A 19,714-nucleotide genomic window follows, 5' to 3' on the forward strand; every position below is an offset into this window, starting at 1 on the left:
CCGGCTGCCGGATACTTCGCGCTTTCAGGCGCATGGAAGGTCGAAGGATACTTTCGTGCCGACGCCTTCCGTACTTTCGATTCGAAGGCTCTTCCCGTAAAGAAGCTTGATGCGCTGACTTATGTTCCACAGCCCGACGCCTTTCATCTCAACATCCGGCTTGAGCAGCTGTACCCGTTTCGCTTCGCTCATACCGCATCCGTCATCTTCTACAGCAAAGCTGATCCTGGCATCCGTATTGGCTTTTATGGATATTTTAACGGTACCCCCCTGCAGACCGGACATTACGCCGTGTCGGATCGCATTTTCGACCAATGGCTGCAGGATCAGCGGAGGAATCCGGATATCGAGATTGGCGTCTACATCATATTCCACTCGCAGCCTGTCGCCGAAACGCGCTTTTTCGATGCTGATATACGCCTCGACCAGCTCCAATTCATGTTTAACGGTCGTCGGCGAGCCCAACTGCTTGAAATCAAAGCTACCCCTCAAATATTGCGAAAGCTGCAGCGTCAATTCCTCCGCCTGCTGCGGCTCGTCCGTACAAAGCGCAGCGATGGAGTTCAGGGCGTTGTACAAAAAATGAGGCTTGATCTGGGAACGCAAAAAAGCAATTTCCGCGTCCCGGGCGTGTTCCACGGACGCCTTCAATCGGGTCAAGCTTCGGACCCGCGCCATCAGTTCCTCCGCCTCAAACGGTTTTCCGACAAAATCGTTGGCGCCGTTTTCGAGCGACAGCGTCATATCGTCAACCCTGTTTCCGGCGGTCAGCATCAGCACCGGAAGCTCAAAGGGAGAGAATCGCTCGCGAATCGCGTTCAGCACCTCGTAGCCGGACATGTCGGGCATCATAATGTCCAGTACAATGAGGAAAAATTCCCGGTTTTTCGACAGCTCCTCCAGCGCTATTTGCCCGCGGTTTACCGCCACGATGGAATATCCCTCCAGCTTGAGCAGATTGATCATGGATTGGAGATTGCCGAAATCGTCGTCCACCACCAATATCGTTTCATCCTTTTCCCCATTGATGCAGATCGGATATTCCCGATGCGGATAGGAGATGCTTGTCTCCGTTTGCAGAGCGGTCACTTCATTTTCCTGTTCCTTGATAGGGTTCGAAGCCGCGTTCGATAACGGAAGCGTAAAGCTGAATATCGAGCCTTGCCCGGGGCTGGAGCTGACATCAATATGTCCGCCGTGAAGCTCCACCAGCTTCCTGGTAATACTTAATCCGAGACCTGTTCCGCCATATGACCTCGTTTCGGAAGCCTCCGCCTGCTCGAAAGCTTTAAATATGCGCTCCTGCATAGGCTCCGCTATACCGATCCCCGTATCGCTTACACGTACCTCGACCATGCCGCGAATGACCGCTGCGCTGACGCTGACGATGCCCCGGTCGGTAAATTTGATCGCATTGCCGATCAGATTGTGCAAAATTTGAATCAGCCGGTTGCCGTCCGCGTACACCGCAGGCATAGCGTCGGAAACTTCGTTGACGAGCGCCAGCCGCTTTCCGCCAAGCAAAAACGAGTGAATCCGGATGACGGAATCGACGACAGTTTTCAGCTCCATGCTTGTTTTAAACAAAGCGATATCGCCGTGTTTCATTTTGGAATAGTCGAGCAGTTCGTTGACCAGATAGGTTAATCTTTTGCCGCTTCCCATCACAATGGCCAAATTTTGCGCCTGTTTTTCGGTAACCGGACCCTCCACCCCCTTGAGAAGCGTATCCGTAATACTGACGATGGCATTTAAAGGCGTTTTCAGCTCATGCGAAGTGTTGGAGAGGAAATCGTCCTTGATTTTGTCCAGCTGGAGCAGCTGGTTTTTCATTTCGTTGATCGTATGATAAGCTTCGAAAAAACGGATCGTTATCAAAAAGATCATCATGATATTGAATACAACAATATACAATTGTCCGAGCCACAGCTTTTCTTTCAGCGAAAAGGCAAACAGGATCAAGTCGATGGAGTACAGATTGATGCAAAGGATCGCCATGAACAGCAAAAATGTTTTTAACCGTTCGTTTGCGGCGCTTCGGATATGGAGCATAGCCGTTCTCAAGAGCAGCCAAATAATCATCAGCTCATACAAAAACATAATAAAGGGCTGATAGGCGATATAAGAGTGAATGGGCAGGAAAATTATGAGAATGATATAGACGCCCAATATGACAGCAACGATTCGAGTGAATTTTAATGAAATAATATTTTTCTGCAATTGATAAAAAAAGACGGCAAGCACAATAAAGCAGGCGATAGAGCAAATATCTCTCGCTTTATACAGCAATTCGAAGGAGACGCCGGGTAAAAACAAGGAGAGCGGCCGTTCTCCCGTCAAGCCGCTGTAAAACGCATAGAGCGAGCAGATGATCGCAAAAAAGAGCAGGGAATAATCTTTCTTGCGGTATATGGCGGCCGTCGCAAAGCAAATCATGTAAATGATCGCAAGAGTGCCGAGTATCGCTAGAGTGATAAGTTCATGCGCCATGCTTTTTTGCTGAAGCCCGATCATGGCCGCCTGCTCGCCGAAATAAATCGATACCGGAATGCCCGCGTTGACATAATCGTAATTGGCCACCTGGACGATGATTTCCAGATCGCCTTTTTCATACGGAAATAATCCGATTTGCGGAACATTCCCCGATACATAGTCCGCTGCCTCCATGGAAGGCTTTCCGTCTTCGAGCAGCTTTTGTCCATTGGCATAAACTGCGCTTGAAAAACGTACATTCGATTTTTTTAACGCAAAAATCCCGCTGACGGGCAAGTTTTTCAATATCATCCGGTAAGTGGCGGCGCCATAAGCGGGCAACGGCTGGCCGTCGATCATTTTGCCGTTCCACTGGGAGGGCACCTCCATATAATCGGTGAGAGAGGGCTTATCCGCGCCTGCCTGTCCGAAATGGCCGGGGGTTAGCAGACGGTTCCAATAAAATTCCCATTCGCCGTCCAGTTTAATTATTGTATGCTGCTTATAATTCCATGCGGAGAGATCCATGACGCCGTCCCGGACGTGCAGATCATCCGCGGCATTCCCATTATCCAGGAAAATGGACAGCGGAAGTAACGAAAAACAAACCAAGCCAATCAGACAGACGACGAACGCACTTTTGAGCACATAACCCGCTCCTTTTGCAAATGATGAATAGTATTCGACAAAATCATCTCATTTCCTTTCCAAAATCTGCGCTTGCCTTACTGCCGGGATGAGGAGACGGAGGGGAACGAGGGGGTGAAAATATTTGCACCGGTTTATTTACAAACCGATGGTCTGTATGTATAATATGAAATATAAACGAACAGATTCGATACTCGCATCGATAAGAGATGAATATGGAGGAGTAACATTGAAGCAGGAGGAACGCAGACAGCAAACGATCCGTCAGCTGCTTGACGCTACCGGAGAATTGATTCGGCAGCAGGGCTGCCATTCCGTCACCATGAAGCAGATCATGGAGCGGTCGTCATTGTCCAAGGGAGCCATTTTCCATTATGTGAAAAGCAAGGACGAAATATTTGTATGGGTGCTTCAGGACCGGCTCGACCAATTGAACCGGCGGTTTATGAACGAGGTAGAGCCGGACCATCCGACGTTCGGCGGGCCGATGCAGCAGATCAGCCAAAGTCTGCCGGCACTTGAAGATGCCCAGGATATCACGAATAAAATTTTGATGTACTTGCTCGGCAAAGAAGACGAGCCCGCTGTTGCGGAGGCGCTCAAGCAGTTTTACGAGCGGTCTGTCCATTTATCCAGGCAATGGATCGTCACGGGACAAAAGCACGGGGTCATTCCGCAAACGGTCGATGCGGACAAAGCCGCAGAAATGTTCGTGCTGCTTTCGTTCGGACTGCGCGTTCGCTCCTCGATGCCGATTGCTTCGTTCTTGTTTACTGCGGATGATTTTTCAACATTTATCATTGACTTGCTTCAACTCAAATAAACGGAATTGAACAGGAGGGCACAGGATGAGCTTGTGGCTGACCTTGCATGTGCTTGGAGTTGTTTTATTTTTGGGAAATATTATAACGGCTGCGTTTTGGAAAGTTCGTGCCGATGTGCAGAACGACCCGGCCGTTATCCACAGCACGGTCAAAAATGTGATGCTGGCCGATTATGTGTTTACGATTCCGGGACTCGCACTGATCATCGTTTCCGGAATTGCCATGGCGATTCGCGCCGGAATACCGCTTTCGGGAATGAACTGGCTGCTGCTGTCGCTTATTTTATTCGCCGTCACCGGCATCGTCTGGCTGGCTGTTCTGATTCCACTGCAAAAGAGCATGATTCGCTACAGCGCCGATTGGATGAGGAGCGGTGTGATGCCTAGGGCATACCGGCAAGCGTCCTTCTATTGGGCCGTATTCGGCATTGCCGCGTCGCTGCTTCCGGTCCTGATTCTGATTTTAATGATCACGAAAAGCTTCTGATACGTTCACTGGGAGGAATTGCCGCATGGAACCTTTTATCGCGCTCATCGCATCGTTTGTTCTGTTTCGTGCCGCCGGCTTGGCGGGCTTGTCTTATTTCGACGGCTGGCAGCCTTCACTGCAAGCAGCTGCCGCCGTCATGATACTGCTCGCCGCTTCCGGCCACTGGGGGAAAAGACGGCCCGATCTGATCCGGATGGTCCCGCGTGTCTTTCCGAGGCCGGGCTTGATCGTAACGGTCACCGGATGGCTGGAAATTGCCGGAGCCGTCGGCATATTAATCCCTGTGGTGTCCGGCGCGGCTTCGGTCTGCCTGGCCGTTCTGCTTGTGGCCATGTTTCCGGCGAATGTGCGGGCGGCCCGGGAAAAATTAACGATCGGCGGCAAGCCGGTGCCCGATTTGCCGGTTCGAACGCTGCTGCAGCTTGTATTTCTCGCGGCGGTTCTGCTGCCTGCGCTATTTCCGCAAGCTTTATAACGGGGGGCTGGCGTCACTGCAATTGCAGTGGCGTTTTCGCATGACTTGGAGCCGAACCCCTGGTTTGTATTTTATTGTAACTCGGGCCTTGACTCTCCCCTTGGGGAAGACTTTAGACTAGTTCGGGAAGGGAGTGATCCACATGCTGTACACGGTCAAGGAGGTAGCCTCGTTATCCAACGTCACGATCAAGGCGCTGCATCATTACCACCGCATCGGTCTGCTGCTGCCGTGCGAGATCAGCGAAGCGGGGTACCGGATGTACGGAACGAAGGAGCTGGAGCGGCTGCAGCAAATTTTGTTCTACAGGGAATTGGATTTTCCGCTGGAGCAAATTAAAGAGCTGCTGGCGGGAGAGCCGGAACGGCTGCCGCTGCTGGCCGAACAGGAACGGCTTCTCCTTGCCCGCAAGCAAAGGCTGGAAACGATCCTTCGTACGTTACGGAAATCTGTCGAAAGCATGATGAAAGGAGAGCCTATGAACAACCAGGACATGTTTAAAGGGTTTGAGAACGAGGAAGCGTGGAGAAAAGCGATGAGCGGGCAAAATCAATACTTGAAGGAGACGTACGGGGTTGACGCATTGGAAACGGCTCGGATCGATGTTCAAAAAATGAATGAACAGGCAGCGGAAGCGACTGCTTTTATGTCGGGAATAGCCGATGCGCTGAGAGCGGGGATCAAGCATAGCGACGAGCAAATCAGGCAGTCCATTCGCATGCATCTTGAATTTTTAAATGAGCACGGGCATCGCTTAACCGCGGGCGATTTTGCCTCGCAGACCCGTTTTTTTATGAACGATGACTTTCATCTGAGCATGCTCGAGGCGCAGCAAACAGGGTTGGCTTATTATTTGTCCGCCGCCGCGGAAGCTTTTGCAGCAGATCGTTCCTCAAATGAATAACGTCGGGTGCCTCGATCGATCCGATTAAATCCATGGAATCCGCGGAACGACCGTGGATTTTTTTTCTTATCTGATTTTTATCGTCCTACAGCTTTCGGTGCATTTCAAATGGCATAGAAAATCGATTTCTTTATTTACGATAAGCCTATTTTCTAAATCAAAAGGAGTAATGATAAAATTCGAGTCAATCTCAACTTTCTGTAATCCGTAACTTGCTCACAACGCTGTCAGATCCCACAAAAATGGAACCGCCTCTTTTCACCGTCTCTCGCACAAGATCGATTACCTTCTCTTTATCTGCTTGGATCACATCGAACCAGCTCTGCGGGGCCTCTGTCTTCTCGTCGTGGGTAAACCCCCAGATGGCCAGTTCCAATAGGATGGGAATCAAGTTCAATCCTTTCTCCGTTAGACAATACACCTCTTTTCGCTTGTCAGTAGGATGAGGCATTTTGCTAAGAACATTCTTTTGCTCTAAATGGATGAGACGAGCAGTGAGGATGTTTGTTGAGATCCCTTCTTCAGAATGTAAAAATTCGTTAAATGTTTTTTTGCCAAAATAGACGATGTCGCGAACAATCAGCATAGACCAATTGTCGCCAATCGTTTCAAGAGAAAAATTAATCGGACAACGAGACTTATTATCTGAACGTTTCATACTGCAATATTAACACACTTGCATGATAAAAGTAAATTCAACTTGCATTATGAGAGTTATTAGGCTATAGTTCATGTGTAGTTCTTTTTTGTGTCCAATTATGGAGGTGAATTTGTTGATTCGGAATGGACATGGATAAGACTACGCCATTTATTAAACGATGAGGAGAATGAACATGCTAAAAAAAGCCTGGATTGATCTGCCTGCGAAGGATCCCGAAAAATCCGTACAATTTTTTAAGCAATTGGGATTTTCGGAAGAACCACAGTACGGGACATGCGTCTCCGTAGGCGAACTGTTCGTGATGTTGTCCGTTGACTCGGAATTTCGGCAAAACGCCATGAATGACGTTGCAGATCCGAAACAAGGCACCGAGGTGATGATTACCGTTGAAGTGGCGAGTAAGGATGAAGTGGATGACTTGGTAATAAAAGCGGGACAAGCAGGCGGAGCCATCTACAGAGAGCCCCAGCACCTTCAAGGAAGCATGTACTGGGCTTGCTTCACGGATTTGGACGGTCATCGCTGGAACGTGTTATATCTGGGAGGATACGAGTGATCACAAGTCTGAAATGGACGATTAAAGAAGGTGATTGCTGATGACAGGGAAAACAGTAGACCTAATCGAACCGTCCGATTTCCGGATATCGAAAATATTGGCGCCTTTAATCGCCATTATCGTGGGCAGTTTTTTGGTCATTCTCGATACGACGGTTATGAACGTCGTTTTACCAACGCTGGTGAAAGACTTTAAGGTAGGCTTGTCAGCCTTGGAGTGGACGGTGACAGGGTATATGTTGGCAACCGCTGCCGTCATTCCGATGGCTGGATGGTTGTCGGACCGATATGGCGCTAAGCATATTTTTTTAACTTCCATCTTTATGTTCACGTTAGGCTCGGCTCTTTGCTCGACGTCGAATCAGGTGGAATGGCTTATCGCATTTCGGGTGATCCAGGGGCTCGGGGGCGGTTTTGTGATTCCGGTAGGACTTGCCTACGTGTTCAAACTGAGTCCCCCAGAAAAGGTCGGCATGGCGATGGGGCTGTTCGGTGTGCCTATTTTATTGGCTCCTGCGATTGGACCGGTCATATCCGGATGGCTTGCTGAATTTCATTCGTGGCGCTGGATATTCCTGATTAATATTCCGGTGGGTTTATTTAGCATCCTATACGGCATGAGGAGCTTGCCAAGGATCGACAAAAAGCCTGTTTCCGCTCTCGATCTGCCTGGACTATTATTAGGTCCACTTGCCTTTGTCGCCTTGATGTACGGGGTAAATGAAGGCGTAAGGAGTTGGACATCCGCAACCACGATCACGAGCCTTGTTCTGGGTGTAGTCCTGCTTCTGGCGTTCATTCTTGTGGAACTCCGCTCGGCACAGCCGCTTCTTGAACTTCGCGTGTTTCAATCTTTCAACTTTTCGTTGGCGATGATCGTTCAGTGGATTGTAACATTCACGATTTTCGGAGCACTGTTCCTAGTGCCACAATTTTTACAGCAAGCGGGCGGATTCGGCGCATTCGACACCGGGTTAACGTTGCTGCCGCAACCGATCGCAGCGGCACTCACAATGCCGCTTGGGGGGTACTTGTTTGACCGAATCGGGGTTCGCTGGCTCATTGTGATTGGCCTTGGTCTTTTGATAGCCGCACTGTGGCAATTCACATACATGGATCAGTTGACCTCATATCAATCATTGGTGCTACCGCTCGCAATGGCTGGTTGTGGAATGGGATTGATGATGATGCCGCTTGATACACATATTCTAAATCAAGCGCCGCGGGAGTTAGTCAGCCGGGTCACCTCATTAGCCGGAGCTACTCAGCAACTGGTCTGTTCACTAACAGTAGCGACGCTTGTAACCGTTTACTCAACGCGCTTGACCCGGCTAATGGCAGAGGCAACGGCATCATCCAGCAATCAAGAGGTTTTTGCATCACAAGCATTCGGTTTTACCTTTGGCATCATGGTTATAGTCGGCTTGTGCGGGATAGTTTTAGGACTATTCCTTCGGAAAGGTAGGAAAACCGCAAATTTGCCGGTTTTCTAGCAGTCCCGCCAGACTGAATGACAACGTTTGTACATTTCTCATCTCCAGTTCACGACACAACAAGTAAGCGGCAGTCTAGGACTTTGATATGAACGAAACCTGTCAAGCGCCTCTGTTGCTGCAGCTCCAACGGGAGACACTAGCTATTGCTTAATGCCTGCCAGGTTTTGTTTGGCAGGTTTTGTTTTATTCGATCAGGCCGGTCGTGTAGATGGCATTGACTTCCGCTTGGCGATGCTCTACAATAATGTAAATGAATCGTTCATTCATTTCAAAACGACAAGGAGGATTTGTCGCCAATGGAGAGAATAGATGCGAACGGGTTTGTGAGAGGCAAATATGTGATCATGACCGGAGCCACCAGCGGTATCGGGCTGGCTGCCGCGAAGGAGCTCGCGTTCCGGGGCGCAAATTTGGGCATAGTCGCTCGCAATGAAGCCAAAGCGAAGGAAGCCGCGGCCCGGATTAAGGCTGCTGCCGGCAGCAGCGCGACGGTAGATATTTTTATGGCCGATATGGCTTCCCAACAGTCCATACGCAAGGCAGCGGCGGATATATTGGAGCGATGGCCTCAAATTCATATTTTGGTGAATAATGCGGGCGCGATGTTCATTGAGCGGAGGCTTACTGCCGACGATATTGAAATGACTTGGGCGGTTAATCATCTGGCACCGTTCCTGCTTACGAATCTGCTCCTGGACCGGTTGAAAGAATGCGGCCGCGGCCGCATTATTACAACCGCTTCTCACGGTCACAGGATGGCCGGGAAGGGGATACGCTTTGACGATCTCGGCGCGGAGAAGCTTTATCGTTTTCCGGGTAACGTATTGGGCGGCGCCAATTTGCGTTACGGCGAGACGAAGCTCGCCAATATCATGTTCACGAATGAGCTGGGCCGGAAACTGGAAGGGACTGGATTAACGGCCGCTTGCTTCGACCCCGGTCTGGTGTCGACGAATTTTAACCAGGACAACGGGCGGCTGGCCCGCATGACGATGGCTGTCATGAAATGGTTTTCCCGCAGTCCGGAGAAGGGCGCCGAGACTTTGGTATGGCTGGCGGATGAGGAGAAAATAACGGTTTCCGACGGGAGCTATTTCAAGGACAGGCAGAGCGTCAAGCCTTCCGGGCATGCACTCGATCAGGACGCCGCCGGACGTTTATGGGAGATCAGCGAGAAGCAGCTCCGATAAGTCGGGAATAGGCAGGCCGGAAAATCATGATGGGGGTAATGATGTTGAAGCGAGTACAAGACTCTAATACGGAAGCGATTCCCGATGACCGCAGGGAGCAGATCAAGCGAGCGGCCCTCCGAGTGTTTGCGCGGCAAGGAATCCAGGGAACGAAAATGAGCGCGATTGCAGCAGAGGCCGGCATCAGTCAAGGTTTGTCCTACCGTTATTTCAGCTCCAAGGAGCAGATTCTTACGATGCTTGTCCAGGAAGCGTTGGATGAAGCGCAGGCGGCGCTTCGGAGCTTCGACCGATTACCGGGCTCGCCGGAACAACAATTCAGAGCCTTTACGCAGCTGATGCTTGAGGATCGCCATAAACATTATTTTATGCTGCTGCAGCAAGTATCCGCATCGGAAGATGCGCCGGTTCAGGCGAAACAGCTGATCGCCCGCTATAGTCCGGAGGATACGATTAGCCTTCTTGTTCCCGCGTTTATTAAAGGCCAGCAGCTGGGACAATTTTGCGAAGGCGATCCTTACAAGCTGCTATTCCTGTACTTCTCCGTCATCACCGGCCTGATGCTGCAGGACTTGCCGATCGCCGAAGACTATTGGCCGCAGCAGGTCGATCTGTTGATGAAGATACTGATTTGAATAAATCCGCCGTTGGCGCGCAAGGTTTGCCCGGTTACCATACAATTTATTATTACCGGCTTTGTTGACAAATTAATTGAAGTACCCTATAATAACCGTAATTTCATATTCCAATGTTATGATTAGAAATAGTAGAAATGAAATAACCTTTCAGAGAGCCGTTGTTGGGTGCGAAACGGCAGCGTTATCCATTTCGAACTCGTCTATGAACAGCTGCCTGAACTTGTAGGGTTAGACGGAATTCCACCGTTAAAGGGATAGATGGTGTTAGCCATCGAAGAAGATCATTTCACATTGGAAATGAATTAGAGTGGTACCGCGGGTTCAACCTCGTCTCTATACGCAGAGACGGGGTTTTTTTGTTGATTAAAACCGGGCTTAATCAACCCCGCTTTTAAATATATACTTATAAATCGCATAGGAGGAACTATAGATGAACCGTAAAATAATTGTATTGGACACAACGCTGCGCGACGGCGAGCAGGTGCCGGGCGCCAAACTGAATATGCAGCAAAAAGTCGAAATTGCCCAGCAGTTGAAACGGCTGCATGTGGATATCATCGAAGCGGGTTTTCCCGCATCTTCGGCGGGCGATTTTCAAGCGGTCCAGGAAATTGCCCGAAGCGTGGGCGACAGCGTCACGATTACCGCGCTTGCCCGCGCTGTCAAAAACGATATCGACGCCGTCTACGAGAGCATCAAACTGGCGCAAAATCCGCTCATTCATATCGTGCTGGGCACCTCGAACATTCATGTGGAGAAAAAGTTTAACCGCTCCAAGGAAGCAGTTATGCAGATGGGTGTCGATGCGGTCAAATATGCCAAAACATTGCTGCCGAATGTGCAGTATTCCACGGAAGACGCGTCAAGGTCTGATTTTGAATATTTGTGGAAAACGATTGAAGCCGTAGTCAAAGCCGGAGCAACCATGATTAACGTACCCGATACGGTAGGCTTTGCCGTCCCGGAACAATTCGGGGATCTGATTCGCCGCCTCAACGAACGGTTGAAAAATTTGAACGAAAACGTGGTGCTGAGCGTTCACTGCCACAACGATCTCGGGCTGGCCACGGCCAATACGCTGAGTGCGATTAAAAACGGCGCCGAAAAAATCGAATGCACCATCAACGGATTAGGCGAACGGGCGGGCAATACGTCGTTGGAGGAAGTGGTGATGGCGCTCAAGGTCAGGGAGAGCTTCTATAACAGCTATACCGATATTCAAACGAAGGAGCTGCTCAGAACGTCCAGGCTGGTAAGTCATTTGACAGGGCTGGATGTCCAGGTCAACAAAGCGATCACAGGGGAAAATGCGTTTGCGCATTCCTCCGGCATTCATCAGGACGGACTGCTGAAGGATAAGCAGGTCTATGAAATCATGTCGCCGGAGGATGTCGGAGCCGAAAGCATGGAATTGATCCTGACGGCGCGTTCCGGCCGGCATGCATTCAAAAACGCCGTGGAGAAAATGGGCTTCGCGACGACGGACGCCGCGGATTTCGAGCAGCTGTTCGGTAAATTTCTTGCGTTGGCCGATGCGAAGAAAGAGGTTTACGATCACGATGTGTTTTATTTGGTGACAAGTCACCGCACCCTCAATGAAAGCGAGAAGCATCTGTACGAGCTGGAATCGTTCCAGGTCGTCAGCAATGACCTGCATCCTACGGCTACCGTCCAATTGAAAAAAGGCTCCGAAACGATGACAGGCAGCGCGGTCGGAGACGGTCCGATCGATGCTTTGTACAGCGTCATCAAATCGTTGGTAGGGTTGGAGGTACAACTGAAGGATTATAAAATCAACAGCTTGTCCAGAGGCAAGGAAGCGATCGGCAGGGTTAACATACGTATCGAATATGAAGGCAAAACGTATTCCGGACGTGCCATGGACACGGATATTATCAAAGCAAGCGCGAACGCCTTCTTGAACGGGATTAATGCCGTCCTGCTGGAGCTTGTAAAAGCGTAACAGAGCCATATCATATACGAAAAGGGACCCGGAAATTCAACACTCAACCCCGGTGTCCCTTTTTTCCAGCCAGGTTGGCTGGAAACGAACGCATCGCCATTGCGGCGGACAAGAGAAAACGGTTTCATTTATGTTTGAATCCAAGCTCCTCCATTGTGTACTTACTATCCCATACAAATTCCAGATCATATTCGGCCGAATCATTGGTGACGAGCTTATACAGGCAGGCGCAGAAGCTGCCGACAATGCCGGCGAATAAAACCGTCCAGAGAAAAAGCTCAGCCCAAAGTCCGGATGCCATACACTCATCTCCTTCTATGCTTTCGTCATTTCATTTTATGAGCGATGCTTCAGGAACATGCTTGTATATTCCGCCCATTTGAAAACGATGCTCAACCGCCCTCAGCCCGCGATGAATCGCGGGTTTTTCATGTTGTACGACTATGTGCGACATACGAATGACGGTTCGGGGGTCGGGCGGTTCGGCAGGACTTAAGTCCAGTGCAAGACTCAACCTCGGACAGTTATCGTTTTTATACGCTTAAGTTAAACTGGGTTAGGTAAAGGATTAATCAACGGCCGGTGAGGAGCGTATGATGGTATGGAGTGGATAAGCACTTTATTTGGACAGTACGGATATTTTGTTTTGTTTTTTGGATTATTCGCCGAATCGTTGGCCTTGCCTTTTCCGGGCGAGCTGGCGATGGCCGTATCCGGTCATATGACGAATCTGGGCAGCTTTCAAATTCCGTATATCGTCGCTCTCTCTTACTTGGGAGCTATTGCAGGAACAACCGTCACGTATTATCTTGGTTATAGGCTGGGAACGCCGTTTTTCGAAAAATACGGGAAATACTTTTTTATGACCCGGGACAGGCGGCTAAAGGTGACCCGGTGGTTCGATCAATACGGCGATAAGCTGATTCTGATCAGCTACTTTATTCCCGGGCTGCGCCATTTTACCGGCTATGTTTCCGGCATGCTGAGGGTTCGGCTGAGAACTTTTTTAATTTATAATTATATAGGCGGGCTTTTATGGGTATTAACATATGTAACGGTTGGCGTCGTGTTCGGTCAAAAAATCGAGCAATGGCTCCATCTCATTTCCCGGTATTCCGTCGCGGCCATTGTAATTGCGTTGTTGGGACTTGCGATCGGATATGCGATTAAACAAAATAAAGCCGCTTTAGCTGCGTGGCTTCGCACTATGATTAGAGGCACTAGAAAGGGGTCTCCGGAAAATGACCGCTAGAAAAGAAAAAATACTCATACTTACAGGTTCGTTGGGGGAAGGTCATAATAAAGCGGCGCAGGCTCTGCTCGAGGCAGCCCGGATGTATCGTCCCGATGTGGAAGTGAAGGTGGTCGATTTTCTGGTGTGGACGCATCCGCATCTGCACGCATTAGGCAAATATTGCTACTTGCAGTGGGTGAAAAGTCTTCCTTCGGTATACGGATACTTGTACAGCAAAACCCGTGAAGATAACGCGTATTCCAAATGGTTCAAACGGATGAGGTCGTTCAATACGGGCAGAATGCTGGAGCTGCTTGACGAAGTCAAGCCGACGGAGGTGGTCAGCACGTTCCCGGGAGCCGCGGCGGCGATGTCGTATTTAAAGTCGAACGGCTTGACGTCCGTCCCGACGGTCACCGTGTTGACGGATTACACCGATCACAGCTACTGGATTCATCCTTGCACGGACCGCTATTTGGTCGGCGCCGAGCATGTCAAGCAAAAATTGCTGCGCTACCGCATCCCCGAGCAGCGGATTGTCGTGACCGGCATACCGATCAGGCAGCCGTTCACTATGAAGTATGACCGCCGCGCTCTGCGCGATAAGCACCAGCTCGACCTAACGATGCCGACGGTGCTGATTATGGGGGGCGGGCATGGAGTGATCGGCAAGCAGCTGATGTCCGTTCTGCTGTCGAAAGAGCTTCGCACGCCGGTGCAATTTATTTTCGTATGCGGCCGCAACGAAAAGCTGCGGCATCGGCTCTCGGAGGAGCTGGAGGGAGCCCGTACGCATCACCGCATCCGCATTACCGGATATGTGGATCATGTGCACGAGCTGATGGCTTTATCCGATTTGATCGTAACCAAGCCCGGAGGCCTTACCGTATCCGAGGCGCTGGCGCTTGAGCTGCCGATGATGCTGTACAAGCCGATTCCGGGACAGGAGCAGGATAATGCGGCATACCTTGTCAGTCTGGGCGCCGCCGTGCAGGCGGAAACCGCCGATGATTTGAAGGAGCAGCTGATGCAGGTGATTTATAACCGCTCGCTGCTGTTGAAGCTGAAAAGAAATGCACGATCAAGCCAACTGAAAAAAGGCGCCCTTCTCTCGCTGACTGCGATTTTGGAAACGAAGCAGCCTTATATAACGGCCAAAGAAAGCCGTGAAGTTATGTTCGCCAACGCATAAGCCGCAAACGTATTTGGATTTCACTGCCTGCGGCAAACCGGTTTGCTTGAAATTTCCTTGCTTCGGACCTGCGGTTTATTAAGCCGCGGGTTTATTTTGGCTTGTTGGCGGCAAAATATAAATATGTCAAGTAATGTTTTTATTATTTCGAACTTCCTATATAATACATAAGAAGGAGGTGGCGGTATGAATCGTCCTAAATTGACAATCCCCAGAACAAAGACGGAAATGGTTCACGATCTCATCTCGGTTATCGTTATCGCAGCTTCCTTCGTTTATATTTTTATGATGTGGCCGGAGCTCCCTTCGCGGGTTCCGATTCATTTTAACGCAGTGGGCGAGGTTGATAATTGGGGAGGGAAAGGCTCTGTTTTTGTGCTGCCCGCCGTATCCGTCATTATTTATATCGGACTCGCCATTTTAAGCCGGTTCCCGCATGTGTTCAACTATACGGTTGAAATTACCGAGAAGAACGCCAATGCGCAATATAAAAACGCACGCTTGATGCTGAGCTGGATCAAGATTGAAATCGTTCTGTTATTCGGCTTTTTATTATGGAAGACGATTCAGGCGGCTATCGAAACGTCCAACCGTATCGGCATGCAATTTTTGCTGTTCATTTGTATATTTATCGTGACGATCGCATATTTTGTGTACAGGACGGTAAGGTTGAAATGAAGTCGTTGGATACATTACGTATCTAATGATACATATTGTATATTCGTCTCGAAATAAGCTATAATGATATTGCAAACTATTCTGATGAAAGGAAGGATCGCCGATGAAAAAAGCAAGCTATTTGCGGCCGATGGTGCTCAGTAGTTGCACGATTAAATTTGAAACGGCGCAAAGCTGGAATCGCGGGCATGGCAACCTGGATCATCCTGGACATGGGAACGGCGGGATTAATTATCCGCAGCCTCCGTATACAGGGCCACATAACGGCAAAGGCAAGGGCAATTAACGGCAGAAGCAGTCGCCGCGAGGAATGGATGGGCCGTGTCGCGGACACGGCCTTTAATGAGATAATGTTCTTTCGATCATTTGCTTGGAGGCTCGAAGAGTTCGATAGGATTACCTGCTGGATCATCTAGTAAGATCTGCTTACCACCAAAACCTGTGACAATATCATTGCGGAAGCGTAGGCCTGCTTTACGCAGGGTCTCGACAAAGCCGCCCAGGTCATCGACCTCGATTTGAATCCGATTCCAGCCTCCGGGTTCCGGTTTTCGCCCATCCGGCATAGCTTGAGCTGCTCCGCCTTGACCATTTTTGGCATTCACAAGAAGATTCAAGTCACCTCGCTGCAAAACGGCAAAACCGGGTGCAGGATGTGCTTTGACAAAGAAGTCAAGATGCTGCGTGTAGAATGCGATTGTCGCATCTACATCGTCGACAATGTAACGTACTCTGATAGGGGCCATTCTTTCTCCTCCTTAATTCGCTTTTCCAAGCTCTCTTGACAGGAACCACAACACAAGGCACTATGGTCGGGGTCAGCCGGCGCGGCGGGAGCGGGCCAGTGTTAGCCCGGCGAGGACCATGCCGGTCAGCCCCATCACGATGGCCGCGATGGCACCGGCTCGCCCGTCGCCGGTGCCGAAATCACCGGTGAATATGGTCAGATGCAGCACAGCGTAGGCTATGACAATCAGCCCCACCACCGTGGCCACGATAGCCCCACGTCGCCCGCTGCCGGTGCCGAAACGACCGGCGGAGCGAGCCAGAGACAGACCGGCGAGAATCGCGCTGACCAGCCCCACCACCGCGTCTATCGCGGCCCAGAGTCGCCCGGGGGTGGTTACTCCATATCCGACATTACCGTTGGTCACTTCAGCAGAGGCAATTGTTGGAACAAGTAGAAATGCACAAAGTATTACGAATGAAACTAGCTTCATTTTCATTTGTTAATTACTCCTCTTTGTTGTTTTTGCAAACGGAGTACATATCAGCTTAAATGTGAATATACAATTTCTGAGAAAAAATCAAGAGAAGGATAATGCCCGTTATTCCGTATAGTGCAATGATTATAGTTCGAAGCCTTTGCGTTATTTTTACATCCACCTTTACAACGAAGTTAAGCGATACTGCGGAAATGATCAGGAATAATAAAACCAGTATATAATCGAATATAGCAGGAGGCATCTTTTTCCTCCATTCCTATCGAAGATGGCTCGGTTTCTATACGGTAGCCTTGATCTGCGGGTTGCTTACTATGGTTTCGTGAGGGCATCAGCCTTCCTTGCTAAGGATATCGTTTCCCGAAGCAGCATAATAGCAAGTAGCGGATGAAGAGCAGATATATATCCAATTCCGGACGGTAATATGGCGCTGACCGCTATCAAAATGATGATGCCGATCAAACCTGCGCTACGCAGGCGAAGAGAAAGCGGCAGCCGAGCGATGAAAGAAATCACGAGTATCAGGATCGAAACAATGATCAGCAATCTGGCAAAGCCTGTATGGCTGGCCCATTGGGCCGAATTCCAAAACAGTGCGAGACCGGCAAGAAACACCTGGATCAATATGCAAATCGCAAATATCCTTACCATTGCCTTAAACACCAAACGCGCTCTGACAACGAGCGGTGAAAGATTGGTTATTTCCACCGCGCGATCCCCGACTTCAGGTTCACTGCGGTTTACGGATAGATTGCTCATCTTTGAATCCTCGCTTTCGTTAAAATAAGATCGGTCGGGTTAAATATTCCCCCCCCCCCTTTAGCGCCGAGTTCAAACAGTGCTCTCTCAATTGACATCGCACACAATTCAGCTCTTTCCTTCCAATTTCAATATTACGTTTTCCATGAAAACGATCCTCCCGTTCACTCATCCTTTCTTGTTCTTCGCTGCTATTTCTCTCGTTTATAGTCAGTATAAACAATAAATGTCGAGAACTTATGCAGATCTTCATCTTTTTTTGTGGATTTCTTCAAGAACATGTTAAATCACGGTATAATTTTCGGTAAGTGGTGTATTATTCTCGCACTGGAAGCAGACTAAACTGAAAAGATGTGATGGAATGGAACCGAAATTGTTGCTTGTGGACGACGAACCGGGCATGCTTGAGGAGATGCACACCTATCTGCAACGCGAAGGGTTTAAGGTATTGACCGCCAGTACTGGCAAGGAAGCGCTCACGATTGCCCGGTCCGAACGGCCTGATGTCGTCGTGCTTGATTGGATGCTCCCCGAGAAAAGCGGCATCGACGTATGCCGCGAAATAAGGCAAACCTCGCATTGCGGTATTATTATGGTTACGGCTCGATCGGATGAATCGGATAAAATCGTCGGTCTGGAAATTGGCGCGGACGATTATTTGACGAAGCCGTTCAGCTTGCGCGAGCTCGCTTCACGCATCCGAGCTTTACTTCGCCGCTTGCGCGGTCCTGAAGACAGGTTGATGTTGTTGGAAAGAGACAACCTGATCATTTCCGAGGCCAAATGTCAGGTATTCAAGGACGGCCAGGAGATCCAACTGACACCGACGGAATTCAAAATTTTGTACACGTTGGCTGCGCGTCCCGGAATCGTTTTCAGCCGCCTGCAATTATTAAAAGCTGCACTCGCGGATGAATATATGGGATACGAAAGAACGATGGATTCCCATATCCGGAATCTTCGCCGCAAGCTGGGAGACGATCCGGCCAATCCTCGTTATATTCAAACGGTATACGGTTTCGGTTACCGATTCGGTGAACGTTCATGAAGATGACGGTCCGCATGAAAATATTTGCCTATATGGTACTGCTGGTGCTCATTGTAAGTATCACTTTCTCGCTTACAACGCAAGTTTACACAGGCAGCCTGATCGATCAATTTCAAAGGGAACAAATCGACGCCAACTATTTGAGTGCCACGCCAGAAGAGCAAATCGAAATCTTTAAATCTTATTTCCTTGACAATATGCGGCTGAACGCACTGCTTAATGTCACGCACGGCGTGCGCTTGTTCTTTTTTGTTACGATCGGGTTGCTCTTCAGTTTTTGGATATCGGGGGTGCTGACCCTCCCGCTCAAAAAGCTTATAGCAGCTATAGAGCGCGTGGCGCAGGGCGACCTGAACGTCAAAGTACCTGTAGACACAAAAGATGAGTATGGGAAAGTCGCCCAAACGTTCAATGATATGACGTTTCGCCTGCGTGAAGCCGAAAAAGCCCGCAGACGATTGGTAGCCGATGTTGCTCACGAGCTGCGAACTCCGCTGTCTATCATGCAGCTAAAATTAGAAAATGCTCAACAGACCGGTCAATACGTCCCTCCGGAAATGCTGCTGAGACTCCATGACGAAGTGATCCGCTTAGGCCTGCTTGTGGAAGATCTTCATGTCTTGTCGTTAGCTGAGGCGGGCCGATTGCCATTGGATTGCAAACCGCTCGATCTGTCGGCAAGACTTGAACAAGTCGTTGATGATGTGAGGATGGAGGCTGAGGAGAACGGACTGGAAATGCGCTTCTATTCGAACACGAAGCCGGTAACGGTGATGGCCGACGCGAGACGGATCACGCAGGTTTTCATTAATTTGCTGACCAATGCGATTCGTTACACGCCTCGTGGAGGGAAGATTACGGTTGAAATCGAAGACCGGGTCATTGATCGGAATGCGTTATTTGCATGTGTCTCGGTGATCGACACCGGTATCGGAATACCGGCGGAAGAGCTGCCCCACCTATTCGATCGATTTTACCGCGTAGAAGAAGCGCGCTCGCGGCATACAGGCGGTACGGGGCTCGGATTATCCATCGCTCATCATTTTGTAAGAGCCCACGGCGGTTTCATCCGCGTCGTGAGTGAGCCTGATCAAGGTACGAGATTTACCGTTTATTTGCCTTTGGGTAATGATATTTAAAAAAGTTGGTAACATGAATGTGGGGTGGAAAGTTTACGGGCCGTCTTTGAAGTCGTGTTCCCCCTGCCAGGTCTAATCGAAGGAACACGACTTCAACAACGGCTGCAACCCCACATCCATCCCTCC

General features: G+C 49.7%; 21 protein-coding genes and 1 other annotated feature. Of the genes, 15 read left to right on the forward strand and 6 right to left on the reverse strand.

Annotation, left to right across the window (positions count from 1 at the left end):
* Positions 1-24 precede the first annotated feature (24 nt).
* Positions 25-3,120 (reverse strand): ATP-binding protein, encoded by a 3,096-nt coding sequence (locus tag E1757_RS22905; protein ID WP_133232467.1) that lies wholly within the window; start codon positions 3,118-3,120, stop codon positions 25-27.
* 229 nt (positions 3,121-3,349) lie between these two features.
* Between E1757_RS22905 and E1757_RS22910 the strand changes: the two genes are divergently transcribed.
* The 4 genes from E1757_RS22910 (at position 3,350) to E1757_RS22925 (ending at position 5,812) form a co-directional block, all read left to right on the forward strand.
* Positions 3,350-3,943, forward strand: a complete 594-nt coding sequence (locus tag E1757_RS22910; RefSeq protein WP_133232469.1) for a TetR/AcrR family transcriptional regulator — start codon at positions 3,350-3,352, stop codon at positions 3,941-3,943.
* 25 nt (positions 3,944-3,968) lie between these two features.
* The gene (locus E1757_RS22915) at positions 3,969-4,430 is read left to right on the forward strand and encodes a DUF2269 family protein (RefSeq protein ID WP_133232471.1); all 462 of its coding nucleotides are present in this window, start codon (positions 3,969-3,971) and stop codon (positions 4,428-4,430) included.
* Positions 4,431-4,455: 25 nt separating this feature from the next.
* Positions 4,456-4,908 carry a DoxX family protein gene (locus E1757_RS22920; protein WP_133232473.1) on the forward strand — a complete coding sequence of 151 codons (453 nt, stop codon included), beginning with the start codon at positions 4,456-4,458 and terminating at the stop codon, positions 4,906-4,908.
* A gap of 142 nt (positions 4,909-5,050) precedes the next feature.
* A complete protein-coding gene (locus E1757_RS22925; protein ID WP_133232475.1) occupies positions 5,051-5,812 on the forward strand; it encodes a MerR family transcriptional regulator in 762 nt (253 codons plus the stop codon).
* A gap of 190 nt (positions 5,813-6,002) precedes the next feature.
* Here the strand turns inward: E1757_RS22925 and E1757_RS22930 are convergent, their stop codons facing one another.
* On the reverse strand, positions 6,003-6,398 hold the full coding sequence (locus E1757_RS22930) for a winged helix-turn-helix transcriptional regulator (protein WP_246079416.1): 396 nt from the start codon (positions 6,396-6,398) through the stop codon (positions 6,003-6,005).
* Between the two features lie 247 nt (positions 6,399-6,645).
* On the opposite strand from E1757_RS22930, the gene E1757_RS22935 reads away from it, so the two are divergent.
* The 5 genes from E1757_RS22935 to E1757_RS22955 all read left to right on the forward strand — a co-directional run bounded on the left by E1757_RS22935 (position 6,646) and on the right by E1757_RS22955 (position 12,315).
* Entirely contained in the window at positions 6,646-7,029 is a 384-nt protein-coding gene (locus tag E1757_RS22935) for a VOC family protein (protein ID WP_133232479.1), read from the forward strand.
* Between the two features lie 40 nt (positions 7,030-7,069).
* Positions 7,070-8,521, forward strand: a complete 1,452-nt coding sequence (locus tag E1757_RS22940; RefSeq protein ID WP_133232481.1) for an MDR family MFS transporter — start codon at positions 7,070-7,072, stop codon at positions 8,519-8,521.
* Positions 8,522-8,820: 299 nt separating this feature from the next.
* Positions 8,821-9,714 carry an SDR family NAD(P)-dependent oxidoreductase gene (locus tag E1757_RS22945; protein WP_133232483.1) on the forward strand — a complete coding sequence of 298 codons (894 nt, stop codon included), beginning with the start codon at positions 8,821-8,823 and terminating at the stop codon, positions 9,712-9,714.
* Positions 9,715-9,740: 26 nt separating this feature from the next.
* Positions 9,741-10,349 carry a TetR/AcrR family transcriptional regulator gene (locus tag E1757_RS22950; protein WP_246079418.1) on the forward strand — a complete coding sequence of 203 codons (609 nt, stop codon included), beginning with the start codon at positions 9,741-9,743 and terminating at the stop codon, positions 10,347-10,349.
* Positions 10,350-10,458: 109 nt separating this feature from the next.
* Positions 10,459-10,690 (forward strand) — a binding site (T-box leader).
* A gap of 92 nt (positions 10,691-10,782) precedes the next feature.
* Complete coding sequence (locus E1757_RS22955; RefSeq protein ID WP_133232485.1) at positions 10,783-12,315, forward strand: 2-isopropylmalate synthase; 1,533 nt, start codon at positions 10,783-10,785, stop codon at positions 12,313-12,315.
* A 124-nt stretch (positions 12,316-12,439) separates the two neighbouring features.
* On the opposite strand, the gene E1757_RS35945 is transcribed toward E1757_RS22955, so the two are convergent.
* Positions 12,440-12,616 carry a hypothetical protein gene (locus E1757_RS35945; RefSeq protein WP_165972247.1) on the reverse strand — a complete coding sequence of 59 codons (177 nt, stop codon included), beginning with the start codon at positions 12,614-12,616 and terminating at the stop codon, positions 12,440-12,442.
* A gap of 300 nt (positions 12,617-12,916) precedes the next feature.
* Here E1757_RS35945 and E1757_RS22960 point away from each other — a divergent pair, with 300 nt between their 5' ends.
* From E1757_RS22960 to E1757_RS22975, 4 genes are all read left to right on the forward strand, one after another.
* The gene (locus tag E1757_RS22960; protein WP_133232487.1) at positions 12,917-13,567 is read left to right on the forward strand and encodes a DedA family protein; all 651 of its coding nucleotides are present in this window, start codon (positions 12,917-12,919) and stop codon (positions 13,565-13,567) included.
* Entirely contained in the window at positions 13,557-14,741 is a 1,185-nt protein-coding gene (locus E1757_RS22965; protein ID WP_133232489.1) for an MGDG synthase family glycosyltransferase, read from the forward strand. The genes E1757_RS22960 and E1757_RS22965 overlap by 11 nt, the downstream gene beginning before the upstream one ends.
* Positions 14,742-14,927: 186 nt before the next feature.
* Positions 14,928-15,419, forward strand: a complete 492-nt coding sequence (locus tag E1757_RS22970) for a DUF1648 domain-containing protein (protein WP_133232491.1) — start codon at positions 14,928-14,930, stop codon at positions 15,417-15,419.
* Between the two features lie 103 nt (positions 15,420-15,522).
* Positions 15,523-15,705 (forward strand): hypothetical protein, encoded by a 183-nt coding sequence (locus tag E1757_RS22975; protein WP_133232493.1) that lies wholly within the window; start codon positions 15,523-15,525, stop codon positions 15,703-15,705.
* A 76-nt stretch (positions 15,706-15,781) separates the two neighbouring features.
* On the opposite strand, the gene E1757_RS22980 is transcribed toward E1757_RS22975, so the two are convergent.
* The 3 genes from E1757_RS22980 to E1757_RS22990 form a co-directional block, all read right to left on the reverse strand.
* On the reverse strand, positions 15,782-16,165 hold the full coding sequence (locus E1757_RS22980; RefSeq protein ID WP_133232495.1) for a VOC family protein: 384 nt from the start codon (positions 16,163-16,165) through the stop codon (positions 15,782-15,784).
* Positions 16,166-16,237: 72 nt separating this feature from the next.
* Positions 16,238-16,645 (reverse strand): DUF6223 family protein, encoded by a 408-nt coding sequence (locus E1757_RS22985; protein WP_133232497.1) that lies wholly within the window; start codon positions 16,643-16,645, stop codon positions 16,238-16,240.
* Positions 16,646-16,954: 309 nt separating this feature from the next.
* Positions 16,955-17,401 carry a DUF6220 domain-containing protein gene (locus E1757_RS22990; protein WP_133232499.1) on the reverse strand — a complete coding sequence of 149 codons (447 nt, stop codon included), beginning with the start codon at positions 17,399-17,401 and terminating at the stop codon, positions 16,955-16,957.
* 361 nt (positions 17,402-17,762) lie between these two features.
* Between E1757_RS22990 and E1757_RS22995 the strand changes: the two genes are divergently transcribed.
* Positions 17,763-18,449, forward strand: coding sequence for a response regulator transcription factor (locus E1757_RS22995; protein ID WP_133232501.1), 687 nt, complete (start codon positions 17,763-17,765; stop codon positions 18,447-18,449).
* Entirely contained in the window at positions 18,446-19,588 is a 1,143-nt protein-coding gene (locus E1757_RS23000; protein ID WP_133232503.1) for a sensor histidine kinase, read from the forward strand. The genes E1757_RS22995 and E1757_RS23000 overlap by 4 nt, the downstream gene beginning before the upstream one ends.
* Positions 19,589-19,714: the final 126 nt, after the last annotated feature.

Origin of the sequence: Paenibacillus piri (assembly GCF_004354045.1) — a bacterium.
Classification (GTDB): domain Bacteria; phylum Bacillota; class Bacilli; order Paenibacillales; family NBRC-103111; genus Paenibacillus_S; species Paenibacillus_S piri.

Coding starts and splice junctions, on each gene's coding strand:
- E1757_RS22945 (WP_133232483.1), top strand. CDS start 8,821: ATGGAGAGAATAGATGCGAACGGGTTTGTGAGAGGCAAATATGTGATC.
- E1757_RS22950 (WP_246079418.1), top strand. CDS start 9,741: ATGATGGGGGTAATGATGTTGAAGCGAGTACAAGACTCTAATACGGAA.
- E1757_RS22970 (WP_133232491.1), top strand. CDS start 14,928: ATGAATCGTCCTAAATTGACAATCCCCAGAACAAAGACGGAAATGGTT.
- E1757_RS23000 (WP_133232503.1), top strand. CDS start 18,446: ATGAAGATGACGGTCCGCATGAAAATATTTGCCTATATGGTACTGCTG.
- E1757_RS22990 (WP_133232499.1), bottom strand. CDS start 17,401: ATGAGCAATCTATCCGTAAACCGCAGTGAACCTGAAGTCGGGGATCGC.
- E1757_RS22975 (WP_133232493.1), top strand. CDS start 15,523: ATGAAAAAAGCAAGCTATTTGCGGCCGATGGTGCTCAGTAGTTGCACG.
- E1757_RS22925 (WP_133232475.1), top strand. CDS start 5,051: ATGCTGTACACGGTCAAGGAGGTAGCCTCGTTATCCAACGTCACGATC.
- E1757_RS22965 (WP_133232489.1), top strand. CDS start 13,557: ATGACCGCTAGAAAAGAAAAAATACTCATACTTACAGGTTCGTTGGGG.
- E1757_RS22920 (WP_133232473.1), top strand. CDS start 4,456: ATGGAACCTTTTATCGCGCTCATCGCATCGTTTGTTCTGTTTCGTGCC.
- E1757_RS22980 (WP_133232495.1), bottom strand. CDS start 16,165: ATGGCCCCTATCAGAGTACGTTACATTGTCGACGATGTAGATGCGACA.
- E1757_RS22915 (WP_133232471.1), top strand. CDS start 3,969: ATGAGCTTGTGGCTGACCTTGCATGTGCTTGGAGTTGTTTTATTTTTG.
- E1757_RS22930 (WP_246079416.1), bottom strand. CDS start 6,398: ATGCTGATTGTTCGCGACATCGTCTATTTTGGCAAAAAAACATTTAAC.
- E1757_RS22960 (WP_133232487.1), top strand. CDS start 12,917: ATGGAGTGGATAAGCACTTTATTTGGACAGTACGGATATTTTGTTTTG.
- E1757_RS22955 (WP_133232485.1), top strand. CDS start 10,783: ATGAACCGTAAAATAATTGTATTGGACACAACGCTGCGCGACGGCGAG.
- E1757_RS22940 (WP_133232481.1), top strand. CDS start 7,070: ATGACAGGGAAAACAGTAGACCTAATCGAACCGTCCGATTTCCGGATA.
- E1757_RS22995 (WP_133232501.1), top strand. CDS start 17,763: ATGGAACCGAAATTGTTGCTTGTGGACGACGAACCGGGCATGCTTGAG.
- E1757_RS22985 (WP_133232497.1), bottom strand. CDS start 16,645: ATGAAAATGAAGCTAGTTTCATTCGTAATACTTTGTGCATTTCTACTT.
- E1757_RS35945 (WP_165972247.1), bottom strand. CDS start 12,616: ATGGCATCCGGACTTTGGGCTGAGCTTTTTCTCTGGACGGTTTTATTC.
- E1757_RS22935 (WP_133232479.1), top strand. CDS start 6,646: ATGCTAAAAAAAGCCTGGATTGATCTGCCTGCGAAGGATCCCGAAAAA.